This is a genomic window from Streptomyces sp. MH60 (assembly GCF_002939385.1).
Classification (GTDB): domain Bacteria; phylum Actinomycetota; class Actinomycetes; order Streptomycetales; family Streptomycetaceae; genus Streptomyces.
In genome coordinates, this window is the sequence record NZ_MULI01000003.1 from 102,357 (window position 1) to 127,229 (window position 24,873).

21 protein-coding genes are annotated in these 24,873 nt (G+C 71.5%); 13 read left to right on the forward strand and 8 right to left on the reverse strand.

Going from position 1 to position 24,873, the window contains the following annotated elements; genetic code table 11:
* The first annotated feature begins 73 nt into the window (after positions 1-73).
* Positions 74-583, forward strand: a complete 510-nt coding sequence (locus tag BZZ08_RS04000) for a 2'-5' RNA ligase family protein (protein WP_198601273.1) — start codon at positions 74-76, stop codon at positions 581-583.
* A 280-nt stretch (positions 584-863) separates the two neighbouring features.
* Positions 864-2,621 carry a lysyl oxidase family protein gene (locus BZZ08_RS04005; RefSeq protein ID WP_104630721.1) on the forward strand — a complete coding sequence of 586 codons (1,758 nt, stop codon included), beginning with the start codon at positions 864-866 and terminating at the stop codon, positions 2,619-2,621.
* A gap of 76 nt (positions 2,622-2,697) precedes the next feature.
* Here BZZ08_RS04005 and BZZ08_RS04010 read toward each other — a convergent pair whose 3' ends face one another.
* Positions 2,698-3,594, reverse strand: a complete 897-nt coding sequence (locus tag BZZ08_RS04010) for a MurR/RpiR family transcriptional regulator (protein WP_104630722.1) — start codon at positions 3,592-3,594, stop codon at positions 2,698-2,700.
* 111 nt (positions 3,595-3,705) lie between these two features.
* Here BZZ08_RS04010 and BZZ08_RS04015 point away from each other — a divergent pair, with 111 nt between their 5' ends.
* The 9 genes from BZZ08_RS04015 to BZZ08_RS04055 all read left to right on the forward strand — a co-directional run bounded on the left by BZZ08_RS04015 (position 3,706) and on the right by BZZ08_RS04055 (position 11,870).
* The gene (locus BZZ08_RS04015; protein WP_104630723.1) at positions 3,706-4,845 is read left to right on the forward strand and encodes a C45 family autoproteolytic acyltransferase/hydolase; all 1,140 of its coding nucleotides are present in this window, start codon (positions 3,706-3,708) and stop codon (positions 4,843-4,845) included.
* Positions 4,846-4,926: 81 nt separating this feature from the next.
* Positions 4,927-6,567, forward strand: a complete 1,641-nt coding sequence (locus tag BZZ08_RS04020; protein WP_104630724.1) for an ABC transporter substrate-binding protein — start codon at positions 4,927-4,929, stop codon at positions 6,565-6,567.
* Between the two features lie 4 nt (positions 6,568-6,571).
* Positions 6,572-7,525 carry an ABC transporter permease gene (locus tag BZZ08_RS04025; RefSeq protein ID WP_104630725.1) on the forward strand — a complete coding sequence of 318 codons (954 nt, stop codon included), beginning with the start codon at positions 6,572-6,574 and terminating at the stop codon, positions 7,523-7,525.
* On the forward strand, positions 7,522-8,379 hold the full coding sequence (locus BZZ08_RS04030; protein WP_104630726.1) for an ABC transporter permease: 858 nt from the start codon (positions 7,522-7,524) through the stop codon (positions 8,377-8,379). Before BZZ08_RS04025 ends, BZZ08_RS04030 begins: the two co-directional genes overlap by 4 nt.
* Before the next feature lie 7 nt (positions 8,380-8,386).
* Positions 8,387-9,373, forward strand: a complete 987-nt coding sequence (locus tag BZZ08_RS04035) for an ABC transporter ATP-binding protein (RefSeq protein WP_104630727.1) — start codon at positions 8,387-8,389, stop codon at positions 9,371-9,373.
* On the forward strand, positions 9,370-10,227 hold the full coding sequence (locus tag BZZ08_RS04040) for an ABC transporter ATP-binding protein (RefSeq protein ID WP_104630728.1): 858 nt from the start codon (positions 9,370-9,372) through the stop codon (positions 10,225-10,227). Before BZZ08_RS04035 ends, BZZ08_RS04040 begins: the two co-directional genes overlap by 4 nt.
* Positions 10,228-10,385: 158 nt before the next feature.
* Entirely contained in the window at positions 10,386-10,943 is a 558-nt protein-coding gene (locus BZZ08_RS04045; RefSeq protein ID WP_104630729.1) for a COG4315 family predicted lipoprotein, read from the forward strand.
* 38 nt (positions 10,944-10,981) lie between these two features.
* Positions 10,982-11,383 (forward strand): cupredoxin domain-containing protein, encoded by a 402-nt coding sequence (locus tag BZZ08_RS04050; protein ID WP_104630730.1) that lies wholly within the window; start codon positions 10,982-10,984, stop codon positions 11,381-11,383.
* Between the two features lie 43 nt (positions 11,384-11,426).
* Positions 11,427-11,870: a hypothetical protein gene (locus tag BZZ08_RS04055; RefSeq protein WP_104630731.1), complete on the forward strand. Its 444-nt coding sequence runs from the start codon at positions 11,427-11,429 to the stop codon at positions 11,868-11,870.
* 129 nt (positions 11,871-11,999) lie between these two features.
* Here BZZ08_RS04055 and BZZ08_RS04060 read toward each other — a convergent pair whose 3' ends face one another.
* From BZZ08_RS04060 to BZZ08_RS04085, 7 genes are all read right to left on the reverse strand, one after another.
* The gene (locus BZZ08_RS04060) at positions 12,000-13,991 is read right to left on the reverse strand and encodes an ATP-binding cassette domain-containing protein (protein ID WP_104630732.1); all 1,992 of its coding nucleotides are present in this window, start codon (positions 13,989-13,991) and stop codon (positions 12,000-12,002) included.
* On the reverse strand, positions 13,988-14,158 hold the full coding sequence (locus BZZ08_RS38745; protein ID WP_157953313.1) for a hypothetical protein: 171 nt from the start codon (positions 14,156-14,158) through the stop codon (positions 13,988-13,990). Before BZZ08_RS38745 ends, BZZ08_RS04060 begins: the two co-directional genes overlap by 4 nt.
* A gap of 247 nt (positions 14,159-14,405) precedes the next feature.
* Positions 14,406-17,540, reverse strand: a complete 3,135-nt coding sequence (locus tag BZZ08_RS04065) for a glycoside hydrolase family 38 N-terminal domain-containing protein (protein WP_104630733.1) — start codon at positions 17,538-17,540, stop codon at positions 14,406-14,408.
* Between the two features lie 52 nt (positions 17,541-17,592).
* Positions 17,593-18,798: a glycoside hydrolase family 76 protein gene (locus BZZ08_RS04070; protein ID WP_104630734.1), complete on the reverse strand. Its 1,206-nt coding sequence runs from the start codon at positions 18,796-18,798 to the stop codon at positions 17,593-17,595.
* A 47-nt stretch (positions 18,799-18,845) separates the two neighbouring features.
* Positions 18,846-19,661 carry a carbohydrate ABC transporter permease gene (locus BZZ08_RS04075; protein WP_198601274.1) on the reverse strand — a complete coding sequence of 272 codons (816 nt, stop codon included), beginning with the start codon at positions 19,659-19,661 and terminating at the stop codon, positions 18,846-18,848.
* Positions 19,662-19,663: 2 nt separating this feature from the next.
* On the reverse strand, positions 19,664-20,623 hold the full coding sequence (locus BZZ08_RS04080; protein ID WP_104630736.1) for a carbohydrate ABC transporter permease: 960 nt from the start codon (positions 20,621-20,623) through the stop codon (positions 19,664-19,666).
* A complete protein-coding gene (locus BZZ08_RS04085; protein WP_104630737.1) occupies positions 20,620-21,933 on the reverse strand; it encodes an ABC transporter substrate-binding protein in 1,314 nt (437 codons plus the stop codon). Before BZZ08_RS04085 ends, BZZ08_RS04080 begins: the two co-directional genes overlap by 4 nt.
* A 291-nt stretch (positions 21,934-22,224) precedes the next feature.
* Between BZZ08_RS04085 and BZZ08_RS04090 the strand changes: the two genes are divergently transcribed.
* Positions 22,225-23,943, forward strand: a complete 1,719-nt coding sequence (locus BZZ08_RS04090; RefSeq protein WP_104630738.1) for a class I mannose-6-phosphate isomerase — start codon at positions 22,225-22,227, stop codon at positions 23,941-23,943.
* Positions 23,940-24,869, forward strand: coding sequence for an ROK family protein (locus tag BZZ08_RS04095; protein WP_104630739.1), 930 nt, complete (start codon positions 23,940-23,942; stop codon positions 24,867-24,869). Before BZZ08_RS04090 ends, BZZ08_RS04095 begins: the two co-directional genes overlap by 4 nt.
* Positions 24,870-24,873 lie beyond the last annotated feature (4 nt).

Sequence of the window (24,873 nt, forward strand, 5' to 3'; positions counted from 1 at the left end):
ATGCGCCAGCCACTCCGGAAGCCGTAGGGTCGGCTCGACCGGGGGACCAGGCGGCGCGGGGGAGAGGGAGAAGATGATCCGGACAGGGACGACGGCGGTGCTGGCGCTGTTGCCGGACGCCGAGCCGCTGTTGCGGTTGGCCGCCGAGGTGGACGGGCTGGTGGTGCGACCGGGCGTGCCCGCGCACGCGGCGCTGCTCTATCCCTGGCTGCCAGCCGACGAGGTCGAGGAGGCGCAGCTGCACCGGCTGCGGGTCGCCCTACCGGCCGGCCCGGTCCCCATCAGGCTGGCCGCCGTCGAACGAACCGGCGGGTTCGTCGGTGTCCCGGTGCCCGAACTGAGCCGGGCGGCCGACGCCGTCCGCGCGGCATTTCCGGCGCAGGTCCCTTACGGCGGCCGGTTCGGACCCCGTCCGCCCGTGCACGTCACCGTCGCCCTGGACGCGGCCCCGCAGGCCGCCGCCGACATCGCCCGCCGTACCGCCGCCGCCCTGCCGATCACCACGGAGGTCAACACCTTGCATGTGGTCGGCCTTACCCGCACGGGTTGGCAGGGCATCGCCGAACTGCCCCTGAGTCGTTAGTCGTCAGTCGTTCGAGCCACACAGGCCCGCGCGGTTGGCGCGGCCGGTGCCCGGTCGGCGCGGGCCACGCCTTTTACCGCACGGCGTGCCGTCAGGCGGCCCGTATCCCCGACTTCAGCCTGATTTCGTCCACCACACAGCGATCCGGCCAACCTCCCACGGTTTCGCACCTTCTGGACAACCGAGCATCCGGCCGCTCCCTCTCACAGCGCGGGCACAGCAACGTGCCCGCCTGCTTCCTTCCCACCGCACCCCCCAGCACCTGAAGGACGAGGGATCGATGACCAGAACGCGCACCACCAGGCTGCGGCGTCCACTGCTCGCAGGCACCACGGCCGTCGCCGCCATGGCCGTGACCGCCGGACTCGTGGCCGCCACCGCGGAGCCGGCGAAGGCGGCGAGAGGGCCCAAGCTGAGCCTCATCGCCGCGACCAACTCACTGACGCTCACCTCCTGGAAGGAGGATCCGGGCGTCTACCTCGACCTCGGCACCTACCTCACCGCGGAGGGCAGGCCGCTGGAGCTGAAGGTGACCCGGAAGTCCTACAAGGACCCGGTGACCGTCACCCAGACCGTGTACGAGGGCGGCAAGGCCAAGGCCAAGACCCTGCCCAAGGGCACGGTGAAGGACTTCTCCGGGCTGCCCGGCTTCGCGGAGATCACCGTCACCGACAAGTCGGGCAAGAAGGTCCTCAACCGGACCGAGGACTTCTGCCCGAACAACGCCAGCGGCCGGGTACGCCCCGACGCGCCCGCCACCTCCAAGTATCCGGAGAGCTGCTCCACCAATCCGTTCACGCTCGGTTCGGTGTGGGGCGTCGAGAAGGGGTGGGCGGCCAACACCTACGCGGGTTCCTACACCGAGCCCGTCGCGCTGGCGGCCGGGACCTACACCGCCAAGGTCGGGGTCGCCAAGAAGTACCGCGACCTGTTCGGCATCGCGAACAAGCCCGCCAGCGTCAAGGTGACCGTGGTGGAGCGGAGTTACGAGGACGACCAGAATGCCGCCCGGTCGGCCGCGCCCCGGTCCGCGACGGCGGGCGAGCACGCCGGTCACGAAGCCGCCCACCAGGCCCCGGCCGGACACGCGGGCCACGGGCCGGGGCACGCCCCGACACCCGCCCAGGCCGCAGCGCCGGTCACCAGCGGGGCGAGCCCCTCGTACAACGTGGGCCACGGACCGCTCAAGGCGGCACCGCCCGCCCTGCCGTGGGCGCTGAAGAAGCAGCAGACCGCACGCTCCATGGCGGTCGGCGACAAGGGAGGCCAGACCGACGGCTCGCGCAAGGCCCCGGCGCTCCAGCCGCTGGCGAAGCGACCGGCCGGCAAGCCCGCCGTGCCGGACGTTCCCAAGCCCGACCTGCGCTCGCTGCCGGCCTACGGCATCGTCGTCACCGACGGGGAGAAGGACATCCCCGGCAAGGACTACCTGGCCTTCAGCGCCAACGTGTGGAACGCCGGTCCGGCGCAACTGGTGGTGGACGGCTTCCGGTCGCCCGGCAAGCCCAAGATGGACGCCTACCAGTACTTCTACGACGCCAAGGGCAAGCAGGTCGGCTACACCCCGACCGGCACCATGGAATGGGACCCGCGTCCGGGACACGTGCACTGGCACTTCACCGACTTCGCCAGCTACCGGCTGCTGAAGGCGGACAAGAAGGAGGCCGTGCGCAGCGGCAAGGAGGCGTTCTGCCTGGCCAACACCGACGCGATCGACTACACGGTGAAGAACGCCAACTGGCACCCGTACAACACCGACCTGTCCACCGCCTGCGGCGAGGAGAACTCCATCTCCGTCCGGGAGGTGCTCGACGTCGGCTCCGGCGACACGTACTCGCAGGACCTGCCGGGCCAGTCCTTCGACATCACGGACGTACCCAACGGCACGTACTACATCCAGGTGCTGGCCAACCCCGAGAAGCGGCTCAAGGAGACCAGCCTCGACAACAACAGCGCGCTGCGGAAGATCGTGCTCGGCGGCAAGCCGGACGCACGGACCGTGACCGTACCGGCGCACGATCTGGTGAACTCGAACTGACCTGACCGCCAAGGGGCGTCAGCGCCCCGCTTCGAAGAGCCGACGGCCGCCCGCGGTGGCCGTCGGCTCCTCCGCGTCACCGGTGGGGCGGTACCAACCGCTCCCGCAGAGCCGTCAGTTGATGCGAGTGCTCGACCGCGCGCGTTTCGTCCAGGGTGGTCAGGGCCAGCAGCAGGGCGTCGGCGACCAGCAGGCCGGTCAGGGACTCGTTGGTGTTCCCGGTGGGCGTGTGCGGCGCCGTGAGCACGGCGTCGACGCGGTCACCGAACGTCTCGCCGAGTTCGTCGGTGACCAAGACGGTGGTGGCCCCCACCGCACGCGCCCGTTCCACCAGCACGGTCAGTTCGTGCAGGTGCCGGGCCGGCTGGAAGACGACCACCGCGTCGCCTTGGGCCAGCGGCAGCAGGTCGTCGGCGAAGGCGAACCCGGTGGCCCCGCTGAACCGGGCGCGGCGCCCCAGCCGGCCCAGGGACAGGGCGAGGTGGCGGGCCCCGAACTCGCACGCGGCGACGCCGTAACAGAGGACCTCGCGGGCCGAGGCCAGCGCTTCGACGGCCCGTTCGAAGGACTTCGTACCGGTCAGGCGTCTGGCCTGCTCGATGCGTTCCTGCGCCTCGTCGAACACGTCGCCCCAGATGCTCTCCAGGTCCTGGCCCACGTGGGAGATGCGCTGTTTGAGCCGGACCTCGGGCGCCTGTGAAGCGGTGAAGTCCGCGGCCAGTTCCCTTTTGAGGGCCGGGAGCCCGGCGTACCCCAGGTGTTGCAGGGTGCGGACGACGGTGGCGTTGCTGGTGCCGCTTGCGGTGCCCAGCTGCTGGGCGCTGGCGAACATGATCTGCTCCGCGGGCGCACTCGCGAGGTACTGGGCGACGGTGCGCTCGGACGTGGAAAGTTCTTCCCACAGGTCTCGGATCGCGGTCCGCAGACGGGCCAGCCCGCCCGGCCCCACACTGCCAGCCTCTGGAACATCCATTACGCCTCTTGACTTACTCGGTTTCCTGGTTACGCTCTGAGCAGCTTGTTCCAATGATGTTCATCTTTGGAATGGATGTTACAGCACCGTTGCCTCCCGAGGAGTCCTGTCATGCACCACGCCCTGCCGGTCATAGAGATCTCCGGGACACCGACGGAACGCGGGCGGCAGTACGGCGAAGCGGTGCGCTCCCGCATCGGTGAGGCCGTCGGCTACTACACCGAAGCCTTCGGTGAGGCGTCCGGCCTCTCCTGGGACCAGGTCACGGCCCGCGCCCGGCTCTGGCTGGAGCCGGTGCGCGACCACGCCCCGGAACTGGTCGAGGAGATGCAGGGGATCGCCGACGGAGCGGGCGTGGGCCTGCTCGACGTACTGGCGCTCAACGCGCGCGGCGAGGTCATCTACGACTCCACGTTCAGCCGGCTCTCCGAGGACGAGGAGGCCGCCGAGGGCTGCACCTCGTTCGCGGCCTACGGACCGGCGAGCGGCGACGGCCATGTGTGGGCCGGACAGAACTGGGACTGGCGGGCCGCGGTGACCGGCACCGTCGTGATGCTGCGCGTCGTCCAGCCCCCGAAGCCGACCCTCGTCATGCAGGTGGAGGCCGGTCAGATCGGCCGTCAGGGCGCCAACTCGGCCGGCATCGCGCTCAACGCCAACGGACTGGGCGGACGCTTCGACGACACCGTCGGACTGCCGCAGACCGTGATCCGCCGCAGCGTGCTGGACCAGTCCAACATCAGTGACGCCCTGCGCGTGCTGAGCCGGACCCGCGCCCACATCGCCGGGAACGCGCTGCTCACCTGCCGGGAAGGCTTCGCGATCGACGTGGAGACCACCCCGGCCGGACACCGCTGGATGTATCCCACCGACGGCCTGCTGGTGCACGGCAACCACTACCAGGCCGGCATCCCCGCCGCTCTCGCCGCCGACTACCGGCCGCTGGCCGCCGACTCCCTGGTCCGGGTGCCCCGCGCCGAGCAGGGCCTGCGGCGGCTGCGCGACTCCACGGGCCCCGACGAGTCCCGCAAGACCATCCAGTACGCCATGTCGGACCACCTCGGCTTCCCCGAGTCCCTGTGCACCCATCCCGACCCGCGCAGGTCGCCCGTACGGCAGTGGCAGACACTCGTCTCGTCCTGCGTCGACCTGACCTCCGGTGACTACCACGTCACCGCCGGCACCCCCTGCGACCGCGACTACCAGCACCTGCCCTGGAACCTCTACGACGGCCCCCACGCCCCCCATTAGACCGGATCGAAGGTCACCGAGAACCCCTCCCCCCAGAAACGAGCAGTCTCCGCACCACCCTTCCCGCTCAGGAGCCACCGTATGAAGTTGAAGACCTCGATCGCCGCCCTCGGGCTGGCGGGCCTGACGGTACTCGCCACCGCCTGCAGCGGCGCCGACACCGGCCGATCCGGGGACACGGGCCGTGACGTGGCCCAGTTGGAGCTCACCCCGACCACGGCCGCCGCCACCGGTGAGGTGGACGGCGTCGACTGGCTGCTGGAGGACGAACCCGACTCCCTGGACCTCGACACCCAGGGCGGCAGCGCGGGCCGCACGGTGCTCACCAACGTGTGCGAGCGCCTGTACCAGTTGCAGCCCGACATGACCGTGCGGCCGTGGCTCGTCGACAAGGCCGCCCGGCCGGACGCCAAGACCCTGGTCCTGACCGTGCGCGAGGGCGTCACCTTCCACGACGGCTCCGCCATGACCGCCGACGACGTGCTGTTCAGCCTGCGCCGGCACGCGGACCCGGACATGTCCGAGGCCGACGAGTTCGAGAACGTGACGTCCATGAAGAAGACCGGCGCCCACGAGATCACCGTCGCGTTCAAGGAGCCCGACGCCCTGTTCACCAAGGCGCTCGCCGGCGACGCCGGACTCGTCTACCAGCACAAGCGGGTGCGGGAGCAAGGAAAGGACTTCGGCACACCGGGCCAGGCCGACGCGTGCAGCGGCCCGTACCGGCTCGCCTCCTGGAAGTCGGGCGACTCCCTCACCCTGGAGCGCTACGACGACTACTGGGGCGACAAGGCACTGACCCGGAAGGTCGTCTTCCGCTGGGCCGAGGACAGCGCCATGGTCAACGCCCTGCGCACCGGCGCGGCCGACGGCGCCTACACCGACTCCGTCGGCACGGCCGCCGCCCTCGACGGCAAGAAGGGCATCGACCTGCACTTCGGGCCCAGCACCGCGACCCTCGACCTCATCCCCACCGAGCGCGGCGGACTGGCCGACCCCGACATCCGCAAGGCCCTCTCCCTGAGCCTCGACCGCACCGGCATAGCCAAGTCCGGCTACGGCGGCCTGGCCCAGCCGTGGGCCACTCCCGTCGGCTCCGGCGCCTGGGGCTACGAGAAGTCCGTCTTCTCGGCCGCCCAGGAGAACCTGACCGGCGCCCCCGCCTCGCCCACCTCCGCCGACATCGCCCGGGCCAGGAAACTCGTCCAGAACGCCGCGCACCGGCCCGACGGGCCGATCGTCATCGGCACCGACAGCACCCAGGGACGCCTCGTCATCGCCAACGGCGTGCGCGCCGCCCTCCAGCAGATCGGCCTCAAGGCCCGGATCAAGACCGTGCCCTCCGCCGAGTACGGCGAGTTCTACGGCGACAGGTCCGCCCGCGCCGACATCGACGTGCTGGTCGCCGACTGGTACATCTCCAAGAGCGACCCCGTGGGCTTCTACGACAACGGCGTCTCCGGCGACTCCAACAACTGGGTCGGATTCCACAGCGCCGCCTACGACGCGAAGGTCGAACAGGCCAAGCGGACACTCGACGACGCCGAGCGGGCCGCACTGGTCGTCGACATCCAGCGCCGCTTCGCCGACGCCGCCGTCTGGATCCCCGTGGCACAGACGCCCACCGCCCTGGCCCTCAGCGACAAGCTCACCGGCCCGCCGGCCTCGATGGCGTACCTCTACCACCCGTGGGCCGCGTCGCTCGGCGCGAAGAAGGGCTGAGCTCATGATCGTCCGTATCGGCAGACGGCTCGCCGGCCTCCTCGCCACCCTCCTCGCGTCGTCGTTCGTCATCTTCGCCGCGATCTACGCCGCCCCCGGCGACCCCGCGGTCTTCCTGGCGGGCGGCCGCGACACCCTCACCCCCGAGCGCCTGGCCGCCGTACGCGAGCAGTACCACCTGGACGAACCCCTGGTCGTCCAGTACGGCCGGTGGCTGTGGGACTGCCTCCACCTGGACCTGGGGCGCTCCTTCCAATACGGCGACGAGGTCGCCGACCTGCTGGCCGCCCGCTTCCCCACCACCCTGGAACTCGTCGCCTACGCCACCGTCCTCTTCGTGGTCCTCGGTGTGAGCGCCGGCGCGCTCGCCGCCCTCAACCGGGGCCGCTGGATCGACTCGGCCGTCGTGGGCGCCACCACCCTCGCCGCGTCCGTGCCCTCCTTCGTCGGCGGCATCGCGCTGGTCGCGCTCTTCGGCGTGCAGCTGGGCTGGTTCCCCGTCACCGGCAGCGGAGAAGGACTGGCCGGCACCCTGCACCACCTCACCCTGCCCGCCGTCGCCATGGCCCTGGGCGCGCTCGCGGTGGTCAGCCGCGTCACCCGGCAGGCCGTCGTCGACGCCGACGGAGCCGACCACGTCGCCGTGGCCCGCTCCTCGGGCCTGCCCGAGCGCGAGATCGTCCGACGCCACGTGCTGCGCAACGCCCTCGGCCCGATCGTCACCATGTGCGGACTGGTCACCGCCGGCATGCTCGCCGGAACCGTGGCCATCGAGACCGTCTTCGGCCTCAGCGGCATCGGCTCCCTGCTCGTCGGCGCCATCAACAGCCACGACTTCCCCGTCGCCCAGGCAGTCCTCCTGCTCATGGTCACCTGCTACGTCGTGGTCACCACCCTCGTGGACCTCGCGCACCCGCTGCTCGACCCGCGCCTGAAGTCCGCAAGGAGCTCCGCATGACGGCCGTACCCGCCGACGCCCCCGCACCGGCCCGGACCGTACGGCGTGCCCGGCGCCCGGTCGCCGCGCTCGTCGCCACCGGCTTCCTCGCCCTGGTCGTGCTCGCCGCCGTGTCCGCCCCGCTGCTCGCGCCGTACGCCCCCGACGCCGTCGACCTGTCGTCCTCCCTGGTCGGCACCAGCGGCGAGCACCTGCTCGGCACCGACGCCTCCGGCCAGGACCTGCTCTCCCGCGTGCTGTACGGCGCGCGCACCAGTCTCGTCGCTCCCGTGCTGCTGCTGGCGCTCGCCGCCGCCATCGGGGTCAGCCTGGGCACCCTGGCCGCCTGGCGGGGCGGCTGGATCGACGCCTTCGTCTCCCGGCTGACCGACGTGATGTACGCCTTCCCCGGGCTGCTGTTCGTCGTACTGATCATCGCCGTCTTCGGCACCGGCATGACCACCTCGGTGCTCGGCCTCGGCCTCGCCTTCGCGCCCACGATCGCCAAGTACACCCGCAGCGTGGCCCTGACGGAGCGCGCCAAGCCCTACGTCGACGCCTACCGGGTGCAGGGCATGGGCGGCGCACGGATCTGCGTACGCCACCTCGTGCCCAACCTCGCCCGGTCGATCGCCGGATACCTGGTGGTCCTCTTCGGCGAGGCACTGATGAGCCTGGCCACCCTCAGCTACCTCGGCTTCGGCACCCAGCCGCCCAGCTCCGACTGGGGACTGATGGTGCAGGAGGGGCAGTCGGCCATCGTGCAGGGCGCGTTGCTGCCCGCGCTGGTGCCCGGCACCGCCATCGCCGCCGTCGTCGTGGCCTTCAACGTCGCCGGGGTACACCTGGCCGACCGGCTCGGAACCAGGAGGTAGCCACACCGTGCTGCTCGACATCGACCGACTCACCGTCCACCTGCCCGGCGCCGCCCGCCCGCTCCTCGCCGACGTGTCCCTGCGCGTCGCCGCGGGCGAAGTCGTCGGCCTCGTCGGCGAATCCGGCTCCGGCAAGTCCACCACCGCCAAGGCCGTACTCCGTGTCCTGCCCGACGACGCCGCGGCACACGGGCGGGTGACGGTCGCCGGCACCGACGTGCTGACCATGACCCCCGCCGCGCTGCGCGAGCACCGGGCCCGGCGCGTGGCGATGATCCACCAGAACCCGCGCTCGGCCCTCAACCCCGTCCACCGAGTGGGCGACTTCCTCGTCGAACGCCTCCTGCGCACCGGTGACCACGACCGCCGCACCGCCCGCGACCACGCCGTCGAACTCCTCGACAGCGTCGGCCTGAACGATCCGGCACACCGCCTGCGCCAGTACCCGCACGAACTGTCCGGCGGCATGCTCCAACGCGTCGTGATCGCCGGCGCCCTGGCCGCCGGCCCCGACCTGGTCCTGGCCGACGAGTCCACCAGCGCCCTGGACGTCACCACCCAGGCGGAGATCCTCGCCCTGCTGCGCGACCTGGGGCAACGGCGGGAGACGGGCATGCTGTTCATCACCCACGACCTGCACCTGGCCGCCGCGTACTGCGACCGCGTGTACGTCATGTACGCGGGCCGCATCGTGGAACACCGGCCGGGACGGAGTCTCTTCGACCACGCCCGCCACCCCTACACCCGCGGACTGCTCGACTGCTCGCCCGAACTCGGCGTGTCCCGCCCCCTGCGGCCCATCCCCGGCCGGCCCCCGTCGCTCGCGGACGGATCCGACGGCTGTCCGTTCGCCGCGCGGTGCCCCCAGGCCGAGTCCGCCTGCGAGGTGTGGACCCCACAGGCGACAGAACTCCCCGACGGCGGCGAGGCCGCCTGCCGCCGGCTGCCCGAAGCGGCGGCCACCGCCGGAGCGACTGCGAGGAACATCCCGTGACCACCCCGAAAGCCGTGCCCCCGGCCCCACCGCTGCTCATCGCCGACGGGCTGCGCAAGACCTACCGGCTCCCCGGCGGAGACAGCCTGGCCGCCGCGGACGACGTGTCCTTCACCCTGCCGACGGGCGGGTCGGTCGGGATCGTCGGCGAGTCGGGCTCCGGCAAGACGACCGTCGCCCGCATGCTCGTCGGACTCGTACGGCCCGACGCGGGAACGATCTCCGTCGACGGACGGGACCGGACGGCGGGCCGACGCCGCGGCCGCGGCGCACGCCTCGCCCGGGCCCGGGAGATCCAGATGGTTTTCCAGGACCCGTACCTCTCACTCGACCCCCGGCTGACCGCACGCCAGTGCCTGGCCACGTCGCTGAGCCTGCACGGCGCGACCGACGTGGACGGACGGATCGAGGAACTCCTGGACCGGGTCGGCCTCGGCTCCCGCGAGGCCGCCGCCCGCCCGCACGAGATGTCCGGCGGGCAGCAGCAGCGGCTGGCCATCGCCCGCGCCCTGGCGGTGGACCCGCGGGTCCTCGTCCTCGACGAGGCGGTGGCCGCACTGGACGTGTCCATCCAGTCGCAGATCCTGCGGCTGCTCGTCGACATCCGGGAGGACACCGGCCTCGCCCTCGTCTTCATCAGCCACGACCTCGCCGTGGTCCAGCACGTCACCGACGAGACGGTGGTGATGCGACGCGGCACCGTCGTCGAACAGGGCCCCACGGAGCGGCTGCTGAGCGCTCCCGAGAACGAGTACACCCGGCTGCTGCTGGCCTCGGTTCCCCGCCGCGGCTGGGACCCGGCGGCCGCGGTACGGGCCCGCAGGACCGCCGCGGCGGGCGGGGCGCGCCACTGAGCGCACACTCGGCTCGGTCCGTGCGGCAGGGAAGGCAGACCTCCGAACGGCCCTGCTCGGTTGGTCGGTTCTCCGGCCCTGAGCTGGACTGGGATCGTCGGCCCCGACCGGGCGGGCCGCGCGCTGCCCACGGGCGGCCGACGATCAAGGAGCCCCACATGAAGCAGCACACCAGGACGGTCACGGCCCTGGCCTCCGTCTTCCTGCTCGCCACGGCGGCGGCGGGGTGTTCGGACAGCGGCGGCGACAGCGCCGGGGACGGCACCGAGACCCACAACGCCGCAGCCGACCTGGACACCGACGTGGTGCCGGCCGCCACCTCGTCCACCTCCACCGCCGTCGACGTCAAGAACGGCACCTACGGAAAGATGCTCGTCGACGAGAAGGGCCGGACGCTCTACCTGTTCGAGAAGGACAAGAAGGACAAGTCGATGTGCAACGGGGACTGCGCCAAGGCGTGGCCGCCGTTCACCGTCAAGGCGGAACCGACCGTGGGCGACGGGGTCAAGAAGGATCTGCTCAAGACGATCAAACGCGACGACGGTTCCGAGCAGGTGACGTACAACGGGCACCCGCTGTACCGGTTCGCCGACGACCAGAAGGCCGGCGACACCAACGGTCAGGACGTCGATGCCTTCGGCGCCAAGTGGTTCGTCGTCGACCCCGAGGGCAAGAAGATCACCACCAAGCCCCAGAACAACGACGGCGGGTACTGACCCCGGCCCGGTCAGGCCGACGAACGCTCGGAGACAGCATGCCGTTCTCGTTCCCCACGGGCCCGGCCCGGACCGCCGCGGCCACCGCCTGCGCGCTCGTTCTGACGTCCCTCCTCGGCTGTTCGAACGGAGGAGGCGGTGGCGGCGGCGGTGAGACCGCGTCGACCGCCGGTCCGTCCGCCGGCAGTGGGACTCGGGTCACCATCAACGACTTCAAGTTCCAGCCGGCCTCCCTGGCCGTCTCCCCGGGGGCGACGATCACCGTCGTCAACGACGACACGACCACGCACACGCTGACGGCGACCAAGGGCGGTGCCTTCGACACCGGGGACATCGACCCGGGCAAGAGCGCCACCTTCACGGCGCCGTCGAAGCCGGGAGACTTCCCGTACGACTGCACGATCCATCCCTTCATGAAGGGCACGCTCACCGTCAAGTGAGACCCGGCCGGCGTACCGTCCGTGCCGCGAATGGAGATCTGCCATGTCCTCCCAGCCCACCGGCCCGCCCGCGCGCCGTGGTGACGTCGGCCGCCTGGTCAGGGGCGCGGCCCGGCTCCTCGCCGCGGCCTGCCTCGCCGTGGACGCGTATGTCCACGCGGATCTGGCCGACCAGTACGACGGCATCTCGGCGAGTATCAGCCAGGGGAACCTCTTCCGCATCGAGGCCGCACTCGCGGCGCTGGCCGCCGTGCTCGTCCTCCTCTGGCGCCGCCTTCCCGGTGACCTCTTCGCCACCGCGGTGGCGGCGGGCGGGCTGGCGCTCCTGCTCGTGTACCGCTACGTGGACGTCGGCGAACTGGGACCGGTCCCGAACATGTACGAGCCGATCTGGTTCGGCGAGAAGGAGGCCACCGCCGTGGCGCAGGCGGTCGCCGTAGTCGCCCTGGTGTACCTGCTGCTCGTCCGACCCCGGGGACGGCACTGAACGCCCGCGACGGAGCCGGCCGGCACCGGAGCCCCGGCGACGGGTGCCGGTCGCGGCGATGCCGGGGAGGGGGACGCGGCCGCTCGGGGCGGCGGGACCGGAATGACCGGTGGCGCAGGGCCGAGCGGGTCATACCTGGTCCGGCACGCTCGGCGCGGCGGGGTGGGGGATGCTCGGGGCCGGGGCGTACTGGGCCGCCTGCGCGTCGAACATGGCGGCGTACCGGCCGCGGGCGGCGACGAGTTCGTCGTGGGTGCCGTGCTCGGCGAGGTGTCCGTCGTTGAGGACGTAGATGTGGTCGGCGTGGCGGACGCCGGACATGCGGTGGGTCACCAGGACGACCGCGCGGTTCGGGGCGGCGAGGCGGCGGATGCGGTCGAACGCCTCGATCTCGGCCTCGGGGTCGAGGGCGGAGGTCGGTTCGTCCACGATGAGGATGCCGTCCGCCTGGGAGGTCGAGCTGCGCCAGTGCGTGCGGGCCAGGCCGACCTTCTGCCATTCGCCGCCGGACAGTTCGATGGCGCCGCGGAACACGCGGGCCAGCAGGCTGCGCAGGCCGTCGGGGAGTTTGGCGATGACGGGGCCGGCGACGGCGTAGTCGACCGAGGGTTCGAGGTCCTTGTCGGTCGCGGGGTGGTCGGGGCGGCCGAGGCGGATGTTCATCGCGGCGGTCACGGGCCAGTGCTGGAAGTCCTGGGTGAGCAGGGACACGCGTGCGAAGACCTGGGTGCGGTCGAGGCCGGTGAGGTCGGCGTCGCCCCAGCGCAGGGTGCCGGTATCGGGCAGCAGCATGCCGGAGAGGATCTTCATCAGGGTGCTCTTGCCGGAGCCGTTCTCGCCGACCACCGCGGTGACGGACCCCATCGGCAGTGTCAGGGAGACCCCGTCCAGGGCCGCGGTGTCCCGGTCGGGATAGCGGTAGGTGACCTGATCGAGAACGCTCTCCTCGACCCGCTCGGGGACGGGCGCACCGCCGGTCGGGAGCGTTCGCCGGGCGGCCTGGGTGAGGAAGCGTCCGTGGTCGCGGACGTAGAGGCTCTCCTCGTGCAGTTGGTTGACGTTCATCACCAGCGCGCCCAGGCTCGCCGAGCCGGTACGTACGGCGATGACGGCGGTTCCGGCGACGGCGAGGCTCATGTGCCCGGCGAGGATCAGCCAGAACATGGCTCCGTAGGTCGCGGCCATCGCCAGGCCGGACAGGGCGGAGGCGGCCCACTCGGTCAGCGCTTTGCTCGACGCGAGGCGCTCCTGTTCGGCTTCGGCGCTCTCGGCCATGCGCTCGTAGCGGCTGAGGAGGAAGGCGCCGACGGCATGAAGCCGGACCTCCTGTGCGGCGCTGCGTTCGGTGAGCAGGTTGCCGATCAGCCGGCTGGCTCGCACGTGCTCGATCCAGCTCATCACCGACACGTACCGCTCCTGGGCCACGCGCATGGCGCCCCAACCGCGCGGGGCGGCGATGAGGAGCAGCATGGGCAGCAGCACGGGGTGCAGTACGAGCAGGACGCCCGCGGTGGTGATCAGGGAGATGAGGCCGTTCAGCGCCGCGACGCAGGCACTGATCATGCGACGGGCGGAACCGGGGCCGTGCTGGGCGATGTCCACCAGCCGCCGGAAGTCGGGGTCGTCGATGGCCTCCAGTTCGACGCCGGCCGCGGCGGCCAGGTACTGCGTGGTGGCGATCCGCTCGACCTTGGGCTCCAGCCGCCCCGCGCGGGACGTGGACCACGCGGACAGGGCGGAATTGACGACGCCGATGGCGGCGGCGGCCAGCAGACCGGGCAGCAGGGCATGCAGCCGCTCGGCAGCGCTGCCGGTGCCGGCCAGCAGGGCATGCATGACGGCGTTGACGGCGAGCAGGCCGGCGGCCGCGGCGATGCCCTGGCCGATCTCGCTGACCCCGACCGAGAGCAGGGCACGCCGGTCGGCCTGCCAGGCCAGGCGCAGCGTGGCCCCGACGAGGGCGGGCATGGAACGCAGCGCGGACATCATGGTCAGGTCCAGGGTCGCGTGCTCGTGCTGGGACCAGCCCATGTCGTAGCGCAGGGGACCGCCGAACAGCTCGTGTTCGGCGTCGGACACCTGCGGGTCGGCCATCGTGACCCGTCCGAAGAACCTTTTCACAGGGCCGCTCCCGCGGGCCGGTTCAGCGCCCGGTACGACGGACCGTGCGCGAGCACGCGGAAGCCCACGCCGGCAGCCGCTCGAACACCGTCCTCCTGCGGGTAGCCGTCCCGCAAGGCGTGCTCCGCCGGCTGTGGCGGCTGCTTCTGAGTAGTGATCGAGGTCATCGTCCCCCCATGAACGGTTGCTGCGGCTCAGTCATGGGGACCAACGACTCGGCGGCGATTTCGAACACACGTCATTCGGTCGCGCCGCGGAACCCGCTGTTTGCCGGGCCAGGAGACCCTGCGGGCGCGGAACCCCGGACCAGCGGGGGCCTGGCGTCGAGTCCGAAGTGGCCGAAACGCCGACACGGCAGAGGGCTGAGCCATGGCGACGCCCCGGCCGGCTTCGCGGCCCGTGTGGGCCAGGCCGTCACCGGCGCAGATCGAGGACCAGTGCCGCCGTTCCGAGTGCCGGTACGTCGACCGGTGTCGCACCGTCCGGTTCCGGACGGATGTCTCGCAGGGGCAGGCCCAGATAGGTGCTGCGGACGGCGCGGACGACGGCGAAGGGGGTGCTCAGGCGACAGGTGACGGGGACGTCGGCCAGGGACTGCAGCCGTACCAGGAGGGTGCCGCTGTCGGGGACCGTCACCCCGACGAGCCGCACCCGGGGATCGTCCAGGGCCAGGAATCGCTCCTGGGCCGGGGACGCGACCCCCGCCTGGGCCCGGGCGCGTACCGGTACGAGGGGGTGGCCGGTGACAGCGGCGACGCGTACGGCGAGTTCGTCGGCCCGCGCCTTGTCGTCCTCCGCGGTCGTCGCGAAGCCGACGCTGTAGCGGAAGACGTGGTCGAAGGCCTGCTGGGCGGGGAAGTTGGTGTCCCAGATGTTGTTGTGCACCCAGGAGAAGACGGTGGCCGGCTCCGCCTGGGGCAGCGACTGAGGGTAGGGGACGTAGGGGATCGCGATCCCGCCGAGCTGGACGAGCGGGGCGTCGGCCGTCGCCAGTGCCGCGTGACGGGTGCCGTCGCTCAGGCTGATCCAGCGCCGCACGGCGCGCATGTGGGTCGCGGAGCCCGGCACGGTCTCGCGGCCGGTGCCCAGCACGCCGCCCGTGGACTCCGTGTGCACGGCGGGATCGTCGAGGGCGAAGGGGAAGGCGAAGAAGGCACTCTCCTTGGTGAGGGTCGCGTTCTTGTCGATGCGGTTCTCGATGTCGACGCGGGCCGCGTGGTGCGGCAGGTGCACGCGTACCCGCAGCCGACGGGTACCGGCCGGGGCGCATTCGTAGACCAGGGTCTGCCCGGTGGCGTCCGTGGTGCGGTCGACGAGGGCGGCGGGCGGCGCGGTGCTGCGGGAGGCGAGCAGGTGCATCGAGTCGTCGGCCACGGTCTTGCTGGACTGGTGGTTGAACGCGCCGGCCGTGGCGTACTCGTCGTAGACGTAGCCGTTGAAGCCGACGACGGCGTCCTGGCGGACCATCTCGCGTCCGGTCGCCTTGTCGACGACCGACGCGATGCACGCCTCGCGCAGGTCGACCGTCACGCGCAGGTGGTCGTTCTCCAGGACGGTGCCCTCGGCGGGCGGGTTCGCCCCGTCGGCCGATGCCGGGGAGTCGGCGCCGGTGACGATGTCCAGCCGCACGGTTCCGCAGGCCGGCACGTCCGCGACCGGCACGTGCAGGAACCGCCCGGCCGCGCGGTGACGCTCGTTGCTCTGCGCCTCCTCCGTGAAGGGCAGCGGCTCGCCGGTACGCCCGTCGAGAACCCGTACCGCGTCGCCGAGCGCGACCGTGCTCTCCGGCAGGAAGAGGCGCGCGGTCTCGGTGCGCGGCCAGCTGCAGGTGTTCACGACGTAGAAGGACGCCGCCGCCTCGTCGGACGGGGCGAAGGCTTCACCGAGCAGGGCGCAAGCGGCGTCCAGGAGCGTCTCCGCGTCGTCGTGGGCGCGCATGGCCTGGGAGTACTTCCAGTGCCACTGCTTCTCGCCGGACCCGTGGCCGTGCTCGCCGTGGGTCCAGGGGTCGCCGGCGCCCCAGGTGTGCTCGTTGAACAGGGACGCGGACCGGTAGACGTCCGGTGCGGCCGAGGCGACGGCCGTGCTGCCGGGTACGCCCATCAGGTGGGCGTACCCGGCCACGGTCTGTGCCTCGGCGAGGGCCGCCTGCCCGCGCCGGGTGGCCGCCAGCGGGACGGCGCCCGCGCCGACGCCGTCGACCCACCAGTCGCTCCAGTCGCCCCGGTAGGTCTCCAGTCGGTCTCCGACGCGCTTCTCGGCGTCCTCGAAGAAGTCCTGGTTGCGTGACGCGCGCAGCCGCGGGTAAGCCCACTGTTCGTTCCAGCGGCGCACGGTGTCGGAGATGATGCGGCGCGGCGGGCCGTTGTCCGCGAACTTGCCCAGCACCCGCAGGTGCAGCACGTCCCACGGGTAGGGGTCGGCGGTGCCGGGCAGATCGAGGGCGGGGAAGCCGGGGATCCCGCGCCCCTGGTGGGGGTAGGGGAAGCTGGCGAGGGCGCCCAGGTAGGCGGGCAGCAGGTCGTCGACGTGGTCGTACGACTCGTCGAAGCCGAGGATCGAGCCCTCCATGTAGGCCAGGCCGTGCGGCGTGTCCGTGCGCCAGACCAGGACGCTGTTGCCGCTCGGCGCCTGCCAGCGGAACAGGCGCGGCAGGTGTTCCCCGCCGACGAGGTGGGGCACGGCGCGGCCGGCCCAGTTGTGCGCCACGGACAGGTAGCGGATGCCGTTGTCGGTGAGGACGTCGGGCAGGCCCACCACCTGGCCGGGCACGTCCGTCTGCATCGCCGTGGTGATGTCGATGCCGTGTCGGTCGCGCAACGCGGTGACGGGGCGCAGCAGTTCGTGCAGTTCGTCGGTGGAGCACGTTTCGGTGTGCAGGTTGAACGGCATGGCCGTGAGTTCGACGCGTCCCTCGCGCACCCGGTCCAGGAAGCTCTCCACCTGGCGCTGGGGCCGGTTGGCCCGCCAGTCCTGGAAGGAGTGGAATCCTTCGACGGCCCAGCGGAAGCGGGCCGGCTCCGGCCAGTCGTCGGTGTCGCGGCACAGTTCGAGGAGCGAGTCCAGGTAGGCGCGGCTCTCGGCCATCACCCGGCCCTGCGGGTCGGTGTAGCCGATGTCCAGGTGGGAGTGCTGCACCAGGTGCAGCGTCCAGTGGCGCTGCGGCCGGACCTCGAAGGCGATCTGGGTCCCCTCCTCGAGTTCCGGAAGTTCGATCAGGAGGGGGGTGGGTGCGGCTGCTTCCGGGACCAGAAGACGGGAGTCGTCTCCCGGTCCGGGCACGATCTCGCAGTGGACGGGGGCGCCCCCGGCGGTGGTGACACGGGCCCGGGTGATCCGCTGTCGCGGGTGTGCGCCGCCGGGGTGGTGTACCCCGAGACGGATGGACTGCAGCAGTCCACCCGTCCCGTCGTGGCGCAGCAGCGGCTCTCCCGACAGCCGCACCTGGAGGCCGCCGAGGCCGGCGGTGGTGGCCACGCGCTCCTTCAGGATGTCGCGCGCGATGTCGGAGTCCCACCAGGACGGCCGGGTCAGCGGTGGCTTGGGCATGGTGCGTGAAGGTCCTTTGCGTCGAGGGGAGCGGGGCGCGCGGTCCGCCGCGTCAGGAAGACCGGTGGTCCCGGTGGGTGGCGTCGGCGAGGGTGGCGAAGATCTGGACCATGGCCGACTGGTTGAGGGTCGCGGCCGGTGCGGCGGGGTCGTAGTCGCCGCCGTTGGAGGGCTGGAAGCGGAACAGGCCGGTGGAGGTGTCCCGGTTGGACCGGTAGGTGCCGTCCGCGTACGTGCTCATGGCCTTCAGATAGGCGGGGTCCGGGCGGACGGCGTCCAGGTCGAGCAGGTCCTTGAAGTAGAAGGCGTTGAAGACGGCCGGCTGGTCGTGCAGGCGGGTGCCCCCGGTCCAGTACGCCAGGGAGCCGCGGGCGTCCTCCACCGCCTTCTTCAGGTAGCGGGCGTCACCGGTGCCGCGGTAGAGCGCCGTGGCGGTGCCGATCATGGAACCCGAGTTGTAGGTCCACAGCGTCTCGTTGGTGCTGCCGTCGTCGCCGCGGTCGTTGGCGTACAGGCCGGGTGCCTTGCGCATGCACGAGTACACCCAGCCGTACCACTGCTCCGCCTTGTCGAGGTAGGCGCGGTCGCGGGTGTGCTCGTAGAGCCGGGCGGCGAGCTGCGCCGACAGAGCGGTGACGTTGGTGGCACGGATGGTGTTGCCGGGCGCGTCGTACCAGTCCATTCCGCCCGGGCAGGTCTTGGCGGTGTCGCCGTCCCAGGCCCGGGAGACGACGGGTACGACCTGCTCGGCCCGCCGCAGGTACCGTGCGTCGCCGGTCTCCTCGTACTGGTCGAGCTGGCTGAGGGCGACCACGGCGTTGTCGTCGTAGTACACGTCGCCGCCCGTGCCCAGGGGGGCGGGCAGGTACGACTGGTAGCCCGGACGCTCGCCATCGGTGTGGTACCGCTCGGCCGTGTCGAACCGCTCGGTCGCGTCCTGGCGGTAGGCGGCCCCGGTGCGCGGCAGTCGCTGCATGTCGACGGCCGCCTGGGCGGCCTCGCGGAACGGCCACAGGTAGGAGTGCTCGGGGTCGGTGGCCTGCCGGGGTGTGTGCTCCAGGTACAGGCCGTGGTTGCCGGGGCCCTCGTACAGGTGCCGCTGGAGGGCGCGGTAGGTGCTGGTGGCACGGTCGGCCCAGGTGCCGGAGGAGACCGGGCTGGTGTGCTCGGGGCTCTGGGCGTGGGCGGGGGCGGCGGTCCAGAGCAGGCCGGCGCAGACGACGGGGGCGGTGGCGCGGGTGAGCAGGGAGCGCAGCATGGGTGTTCCCTTCGCGACGATGACGGGGGAGGAGCGGGCGTGCGGGCTCAGCGGTGGATCTTGAGGCTGCTGACGAAGAAGCGCTGGGCGGAGAAGAACAGCACCACGGTCGGCAGCGACACCAGGAGGGCGCCGGCCAGGACGATGGGCGGCCCGACGTTGGAGTAGTTGCCCTGCAGGTCGGCGAGCGCGGCCATGACGGGGCGGATGTTGCGGCTCGTGACCATGGTGATGCCGAACATCAGGTCGTTCCAGACGGCCACGAACTGGAACACGAACACGGCGATCATGGCGGAGCGGGTCAGCGGTACGTGGATCTGCCAGAACACCCGCCACCACGACGCGCCGTCCATGCGGGCGGCTTCCACGACCTCCCGCGGCAGCGTCAGGGCGTAGTTGCGCATCACGAAGAACGCGAACGGGACCGCGATCGCCGTGTAGATCAGCACCAGACCGGTCTGGGTGTCGTACAGCGAGGTGTGGGCGTAGGACAGGAACAAGGGCCTGATGAAGACCTGGAGGGGCAGCAGGGTGCCGGAGTAGATCACCCAGAACCACAACGCCTGCCGTTTGACGGGCATGACGATCGTGGCGAAGGCGGCGAACCCGGCGATCACCGCGGCGGCCGCGGCGCTGACCACGGAGTACAGGAGGCTGTTGCCGAGCGCGGGGCCCAGGTTGGCCTTGTCCCAGGCCTGGGACATGTTGCCGAACAGCCCGAAGTCCTGGGGCAGCCAGTGCGGACTGCCCGAGTAACTCCCGGCGGGCACCAGCGCGTTGACGACGAGGAGCCAGGTGGGCACCAGCCACAGCAGGGCCAGTACCGCGATGACGGCGTTGCGCAGAACTCGGCCGAGGGACATCGTCACACGCCTTTCACGTCGAGCTGGCGGCGCAGGTAGAGCCAGGAGGCGGCCAGCACGATCACGGTGAGGACGACCGCGATCGCCGCTCCCGCGCCGGGCCGCAGTTCGAGGAAGGTCTCGTTGTACATGGACACGGCGAGCGTCTCGGTGGCCCGTCCGGGCCCGCCCTGGGTGAGCACCCAGATCAGGTCGAAGGACTTGAGGCCGTTGACCAGGCTCATGCCGATCACGATGATCGACACCGGGCGGAGCTGCGGCAGCACGATGTGGCGGAACTGCTGCCAGCCGCTCGCGCCGTCCAGGGCACCGGCCTCCAGGGTCTCGGGCGGGATGGACTGCAGTCCGACCAGGAAGAGGATGACCGCCACGCCGGTGGCCTGCCAGGCGTTGGCGAGGATCATCACCACGGTGTTGCCCGGCCAGGTCAGCAGCCAGCCCTGGGCCAGCGAGTCGAGCCCCATGCCGGTCAGGACCTGGTTGACGGCACCGTCGGTGGTGAGCATGAAGTTCCACACCACCGCCACCGCGGATCCGGAGAGCGCGTAGGGCAGTACGACGCACAGCCGCGCCAGGCGCGAGAAGCGGCCGGCGTTGGTCATGCAGGCGATCGCGAGTCCGAGCACGAACGGCAGCGCGACCGTGCCCACCACCCACATCAGGGTGTTCTGGATGGAGCGGGACAGGGCCGGGTCGGACGCGAACAGCGAGTAGTTGTCGAACCAGCTGAACGGCGAGGTCCGCGTGTCGCTGAAGAAGCTGCGGTAGACGGTCCACACGAAGGGGGCCAGCAGGAACAGCGTGACGAGGAGGACGGCCGGAGCCATGAACCCGCCGGCCGTCAGACGTTCACGCGCGGTGGCCCACAGAGGTGTCGAGGGGGGACGCCGCATCGTGCGCCGGGGCGCCCCGGGTCCGCCGGCCGGGGTCGGCGGGCGTCGGTCGGTCACAGAGGTGCTCATGCTTCGTCTCGCTTCCAGGCCGCCCATTCGTCGTGTGCGCGCTCCTGCATCCGCCGCAGGGTGGATGCCGGCGAGGTCTGTCCGGCCATGAATCCGCCGAGGTCGTTGGTGTTGCCCTGGATGAGGCTGGGCGGACTGGCCTCCCAGTAACGGACCAGCGCCGTCCGGCGGTTGCGGGCCACGTCCCGCTGGAGTCCCGCCACCACCGGATTGCCGGCGCGCACCTTCGGGTTGGCGGAGCTGTCCTGGAGGAAGTCGCTCCACACCCGCTGGACGGACGGGTCGAGCCAGGCCCCGACGTTCGCCATCGCCGCCGCGTGCGAAGAGGCGCGGCTGGGCACCACGAAGACGCCCGACTCGGCGATGACGCTCTTCGGGGTGGAGGAACGCACCGTCGGCAGAATGAAGGCGCCGTAGTCGGTGCCGGGCCTCATCCCGGCCGCCGACATGCCCGACGCCTGCCAGGTGCCGTGCAGGAACATGCCCACCGTGCCCTCCTTCAGCGCGCCGGGGCCGCGCGCCTGGTCGAAGTCGGGAGGGGTCATCCAGCCCTTGCGCATGAAGTCGTGCCAGATGTCCATGGCCCGGCGGGCCCGGTCGTCCGTGTAGGAGGCTTCACCGGCGACCAGCCGCTGGTAGAAGCCGGGGTCGACCTTGCTGACCAGCTCCTGGAACCACTCGATCGCCGGCCAGCCGCCCACCTGGCTGGCGAGGAACGGTGTGATCCTGTTGCGCTTGAGGACTTCGGCGCAGTGCAGGAGCTCTTCCCAACTGCTCGGGGCGGACAGGCCCAGCTTCCCGAACACCGGCTTGCTGTAGAAGAGCACGTAGTACGACTCGTACAGCGGGATCCCGAACACCTTGCCCCGATAGGAGACGGACTCCCGCGACGTGCCACGCACCCAGCCCTTGGCCGCGTACCCCTTCCAGACGTGCGTCAGGTCGGTGAGCCCGCCGGCCCGCGCCAGGCGCTTGAGCTGGTAGCCGGACGCCCACTTGACGAGGTCGGAGGATTTCGAGGTCTGCAGGGTCATCTGCACGACCTGCTGGTACGAGGTGACGGACGGATTCGACAGCGGCCTGAGCGTGTATCCGGTGATCTTCTTCAGTTCTCGGCCGGCTGCCCGGTAGCCGTCGTCCCAGGTGGCGTTGTCGTTGGAAATGCTCGTGGTCCCCGGCTGCGCGGACGTGCTGGCTCCCCGCGCGCAGCCCCCTGCCGTCAGAGCGGCCGCGCCGGCGGCCACCCCGGTGAGGAAGCGGCGCCGAGCAAGCGGCACGGCCGCACTGCTGGTCCTGCCCGATGCTGACATTGATCACCTTCACGGAATCGGGCCACCTGCATGGCCGGATGTGAATCACAGGACGTGTGCGGCGTCGGAGAGACCCCGGAGCAGCCCCGGTGCGTGTTGCGTGGAGGTTAACGACACCATTCCGTCGGTAGCAAGACTCCGAAGGGAAAAGAATCTCCATCTAAAGAGAGAGGCGATGAAAGCACAGGTCAATGGCATGAGGTCGTCTTCATCGGGTGCTGGATCGGTCGTGGACACCTCCAGCCAAGCACTGTTATCGTTAACGCAAGTGGAGCCGAGTAAGGAGCCGATGTGCCCGCGTCTCGTTCGTACGACCCCCTCCCCAGCTATCAGCCGGTCGGCGGCAAGGTGGCCGTCGGCTGGCCGGCCCTGGCCGCGGATCTGCCGCCGGGCCCGCTCGTCCTGGCGGTCGACGGTCCCGCGGCCCTCGACTGGACCGCGCTGGCCGACGGCCTCGCGGGAGCCGTACGCGCCGCAGGGCGCGACATCGCCCCGATCGATGTGCGCGACCACTACGCGGTGGCGGCCGACGAGCGGATCACGCCCCTGCCCGTCCCCGCCGACGACCCGTTCTTCACCCCGCTGTCCGAGGCGCGGGTGGCGGACCTGTTCGACTCCCCTCCGCGGCCCGAGCGGCCCGCGCGGGACGGAGTGGTGCTGGTCTACGGGCCGGGCGCGTCGCTGTGCGAACCGGACCTGCTGTGGTACGCGGACCTGCCGAAGCGGTACGCCGAGGCGGCCGTGTCGAAGGGCGAGCTGCCGGTCGGGGTCAACCTGGGCCGCTCCGCCGCGCCCGGCGACCTGGTGCGCCTGTTCTACACCGACTGGCCCGTGCTGGACCGGCACCGCGACGCGATCGCGGCACGGATCGACCGGTGGATCGACGTACAGGACGCGGCCGGCCCGGCCGCACTGGACGGTGCCGCACTGCGCAGCACGCTGGCACACCTGGCCCGGGGGCCGGTGCGCACCCGTCCGTACTTCAACTCCACCCCGTGGGGCGGCCAGTGGGCGGCGAGCGAACTCGGCTTCACCCCGCGGGCGGGAAACACGGCCCTGGGCTACGAGCTGATCGCGCCCGAAGCGGGGGTCGTGATCGGTGACAAGGACGCGGCCCAGGTGGAGGTCCCCTTCCAACTGCTGTGCGCCGCACACCCCGAGGAGATGCTCGGTGAGGACGTGCACCGCGTCTTCGGCACCTCTTTCCCGATCCGGTTCGACTACCTGGACACGATGGGCGGCGGCAACCTGTCCCTGCACCTCCACCCGCGGGAGCGGTACATGCGGGAGGTGTTCGGCTGGCCGTACACCCAGCACGAGACGTACTACGTCACCGCGAGCGAGGACGGCGCCCGGGTGCTGCTCGGCCTCACCGGGGAGGCGGACCTCGGCGTCATGCGGAGCCAGGTGGAGGACGCCATCCGCAACGGCACCCCGATGCCCGTCGAGGAGCACATCCAGTCGCACCCCGCGACGGTGGGCCAGCTGTTCATGATCCCCGCGGGCACACCGCACGCGTCCGGCGCGGGCAACCTGGTGCTGGAAGTGAGCGCGACCCCCTACCTGTACTCCCTGCGGCTCTACGACTGGCTGCGCAAGGACGCCGCCGGCGCCTCCCGGCCCCTGCCCTACGAGCACGGCTTCGCCAACCTGGACACGGCCCGGCGCGGTGACGACGTCACGAAGGACCTCATCCAGCAGCCGCGTCCGCTGCGCTCCGGCGAGGGGTGGCGCGAGGAGGTCATCGGCGCACTGCCCGAGATGTTCTACGCGGTGCACCGCCTCGTCGTGTCGCAGGGCTCCGGCATACCCGACGACACCGCCGGACGCTTCCACATCCTCAACGTGGCCGCGGGCGAAGGCGCCGTCATCGAGACCCACGACGGCCGCACGCACACCCTGGCCTTCGCGGAGACCATCACGATCCCCGCCGCGGTCGGCCCGTACCGCGTCCGCGCCCTGGGCGGCGACGAGGTGCGGATCGTCAAGGCGCTGGTGGTCGAACCGTGACCGCGGCGAGGCAGGCCGCACGGCCGGTCCCGGTGCTCGACATCGGCGGCACGCACGTCACCGCGGCCCTCGTCGACCACACCCGGAGCCGCCCCGTGCCCTCCCCGGTGATCCGCAGGCCGCTGAGGTCGCACGCGGAGGCCGACGCCGTCCTCGACGCCATCGCCCGGGCCGCCCTGGCGCTGCCGGGCGGGCACCACCCGCGCTGGGGCGTGGCGATGCCCGGCCCCTTCGACTACGCCACCGGCGTCGGCCGCTTCGCCGATGTCGGCAAGTTCGAATCCCTGAACGGCGTCGACGTCGGGGCGGGCCTGCGCGAGCGCCTGGCCGGCCGGTGCGAGCGGCTGTGCTTCCTCAACGACGCCGACGCGTTCGCCGTCGGCGAGTACGGTTCCGGTGCCGCCGCGGGGCACGACCGCGTCGTCTGCCTGACGCTGGGCACGGGGGTGGGGTCCTCGTTCCTGTCCGGCGGCCGTCCTGTCCACACGGGTCACCTCGTCCCGCCCGGCGGACACGCGTACCGCCTGACGGTGCACGGCCGGCCGCTGGAGGACACGGTCTCGCGTCGCGGCATCCGCACGCACTACGCCCGCCTCACCACCGTGACGGAGGGCCAGCGCCTCCCCGACGTCCGTGACCTGGCCGCGCGCGCCAGGAAGGGCGACGCCGCCGCGCGGGAAGCCTTCCGCTACGCTTTCGACGCACTCGGCCAGGCCCTGGCGCCATGGATCGACCGCTTCGCGGCCACCGCGGTGGTCATCGGTGGCTCCATGGCCCGGTCGTGGGACCTGATCCACCCCGCGCTCACCACAGGACTGGCGTCGGCCGACGGACCGGACGTACCTGTCCGGCCGGCCCGGCAGCCCGAGGAGGCCCCCCTGCTCGGGGCCGCCCACTGGGCGCAGGGCGCGCCGGACGCGTCATGAGGAC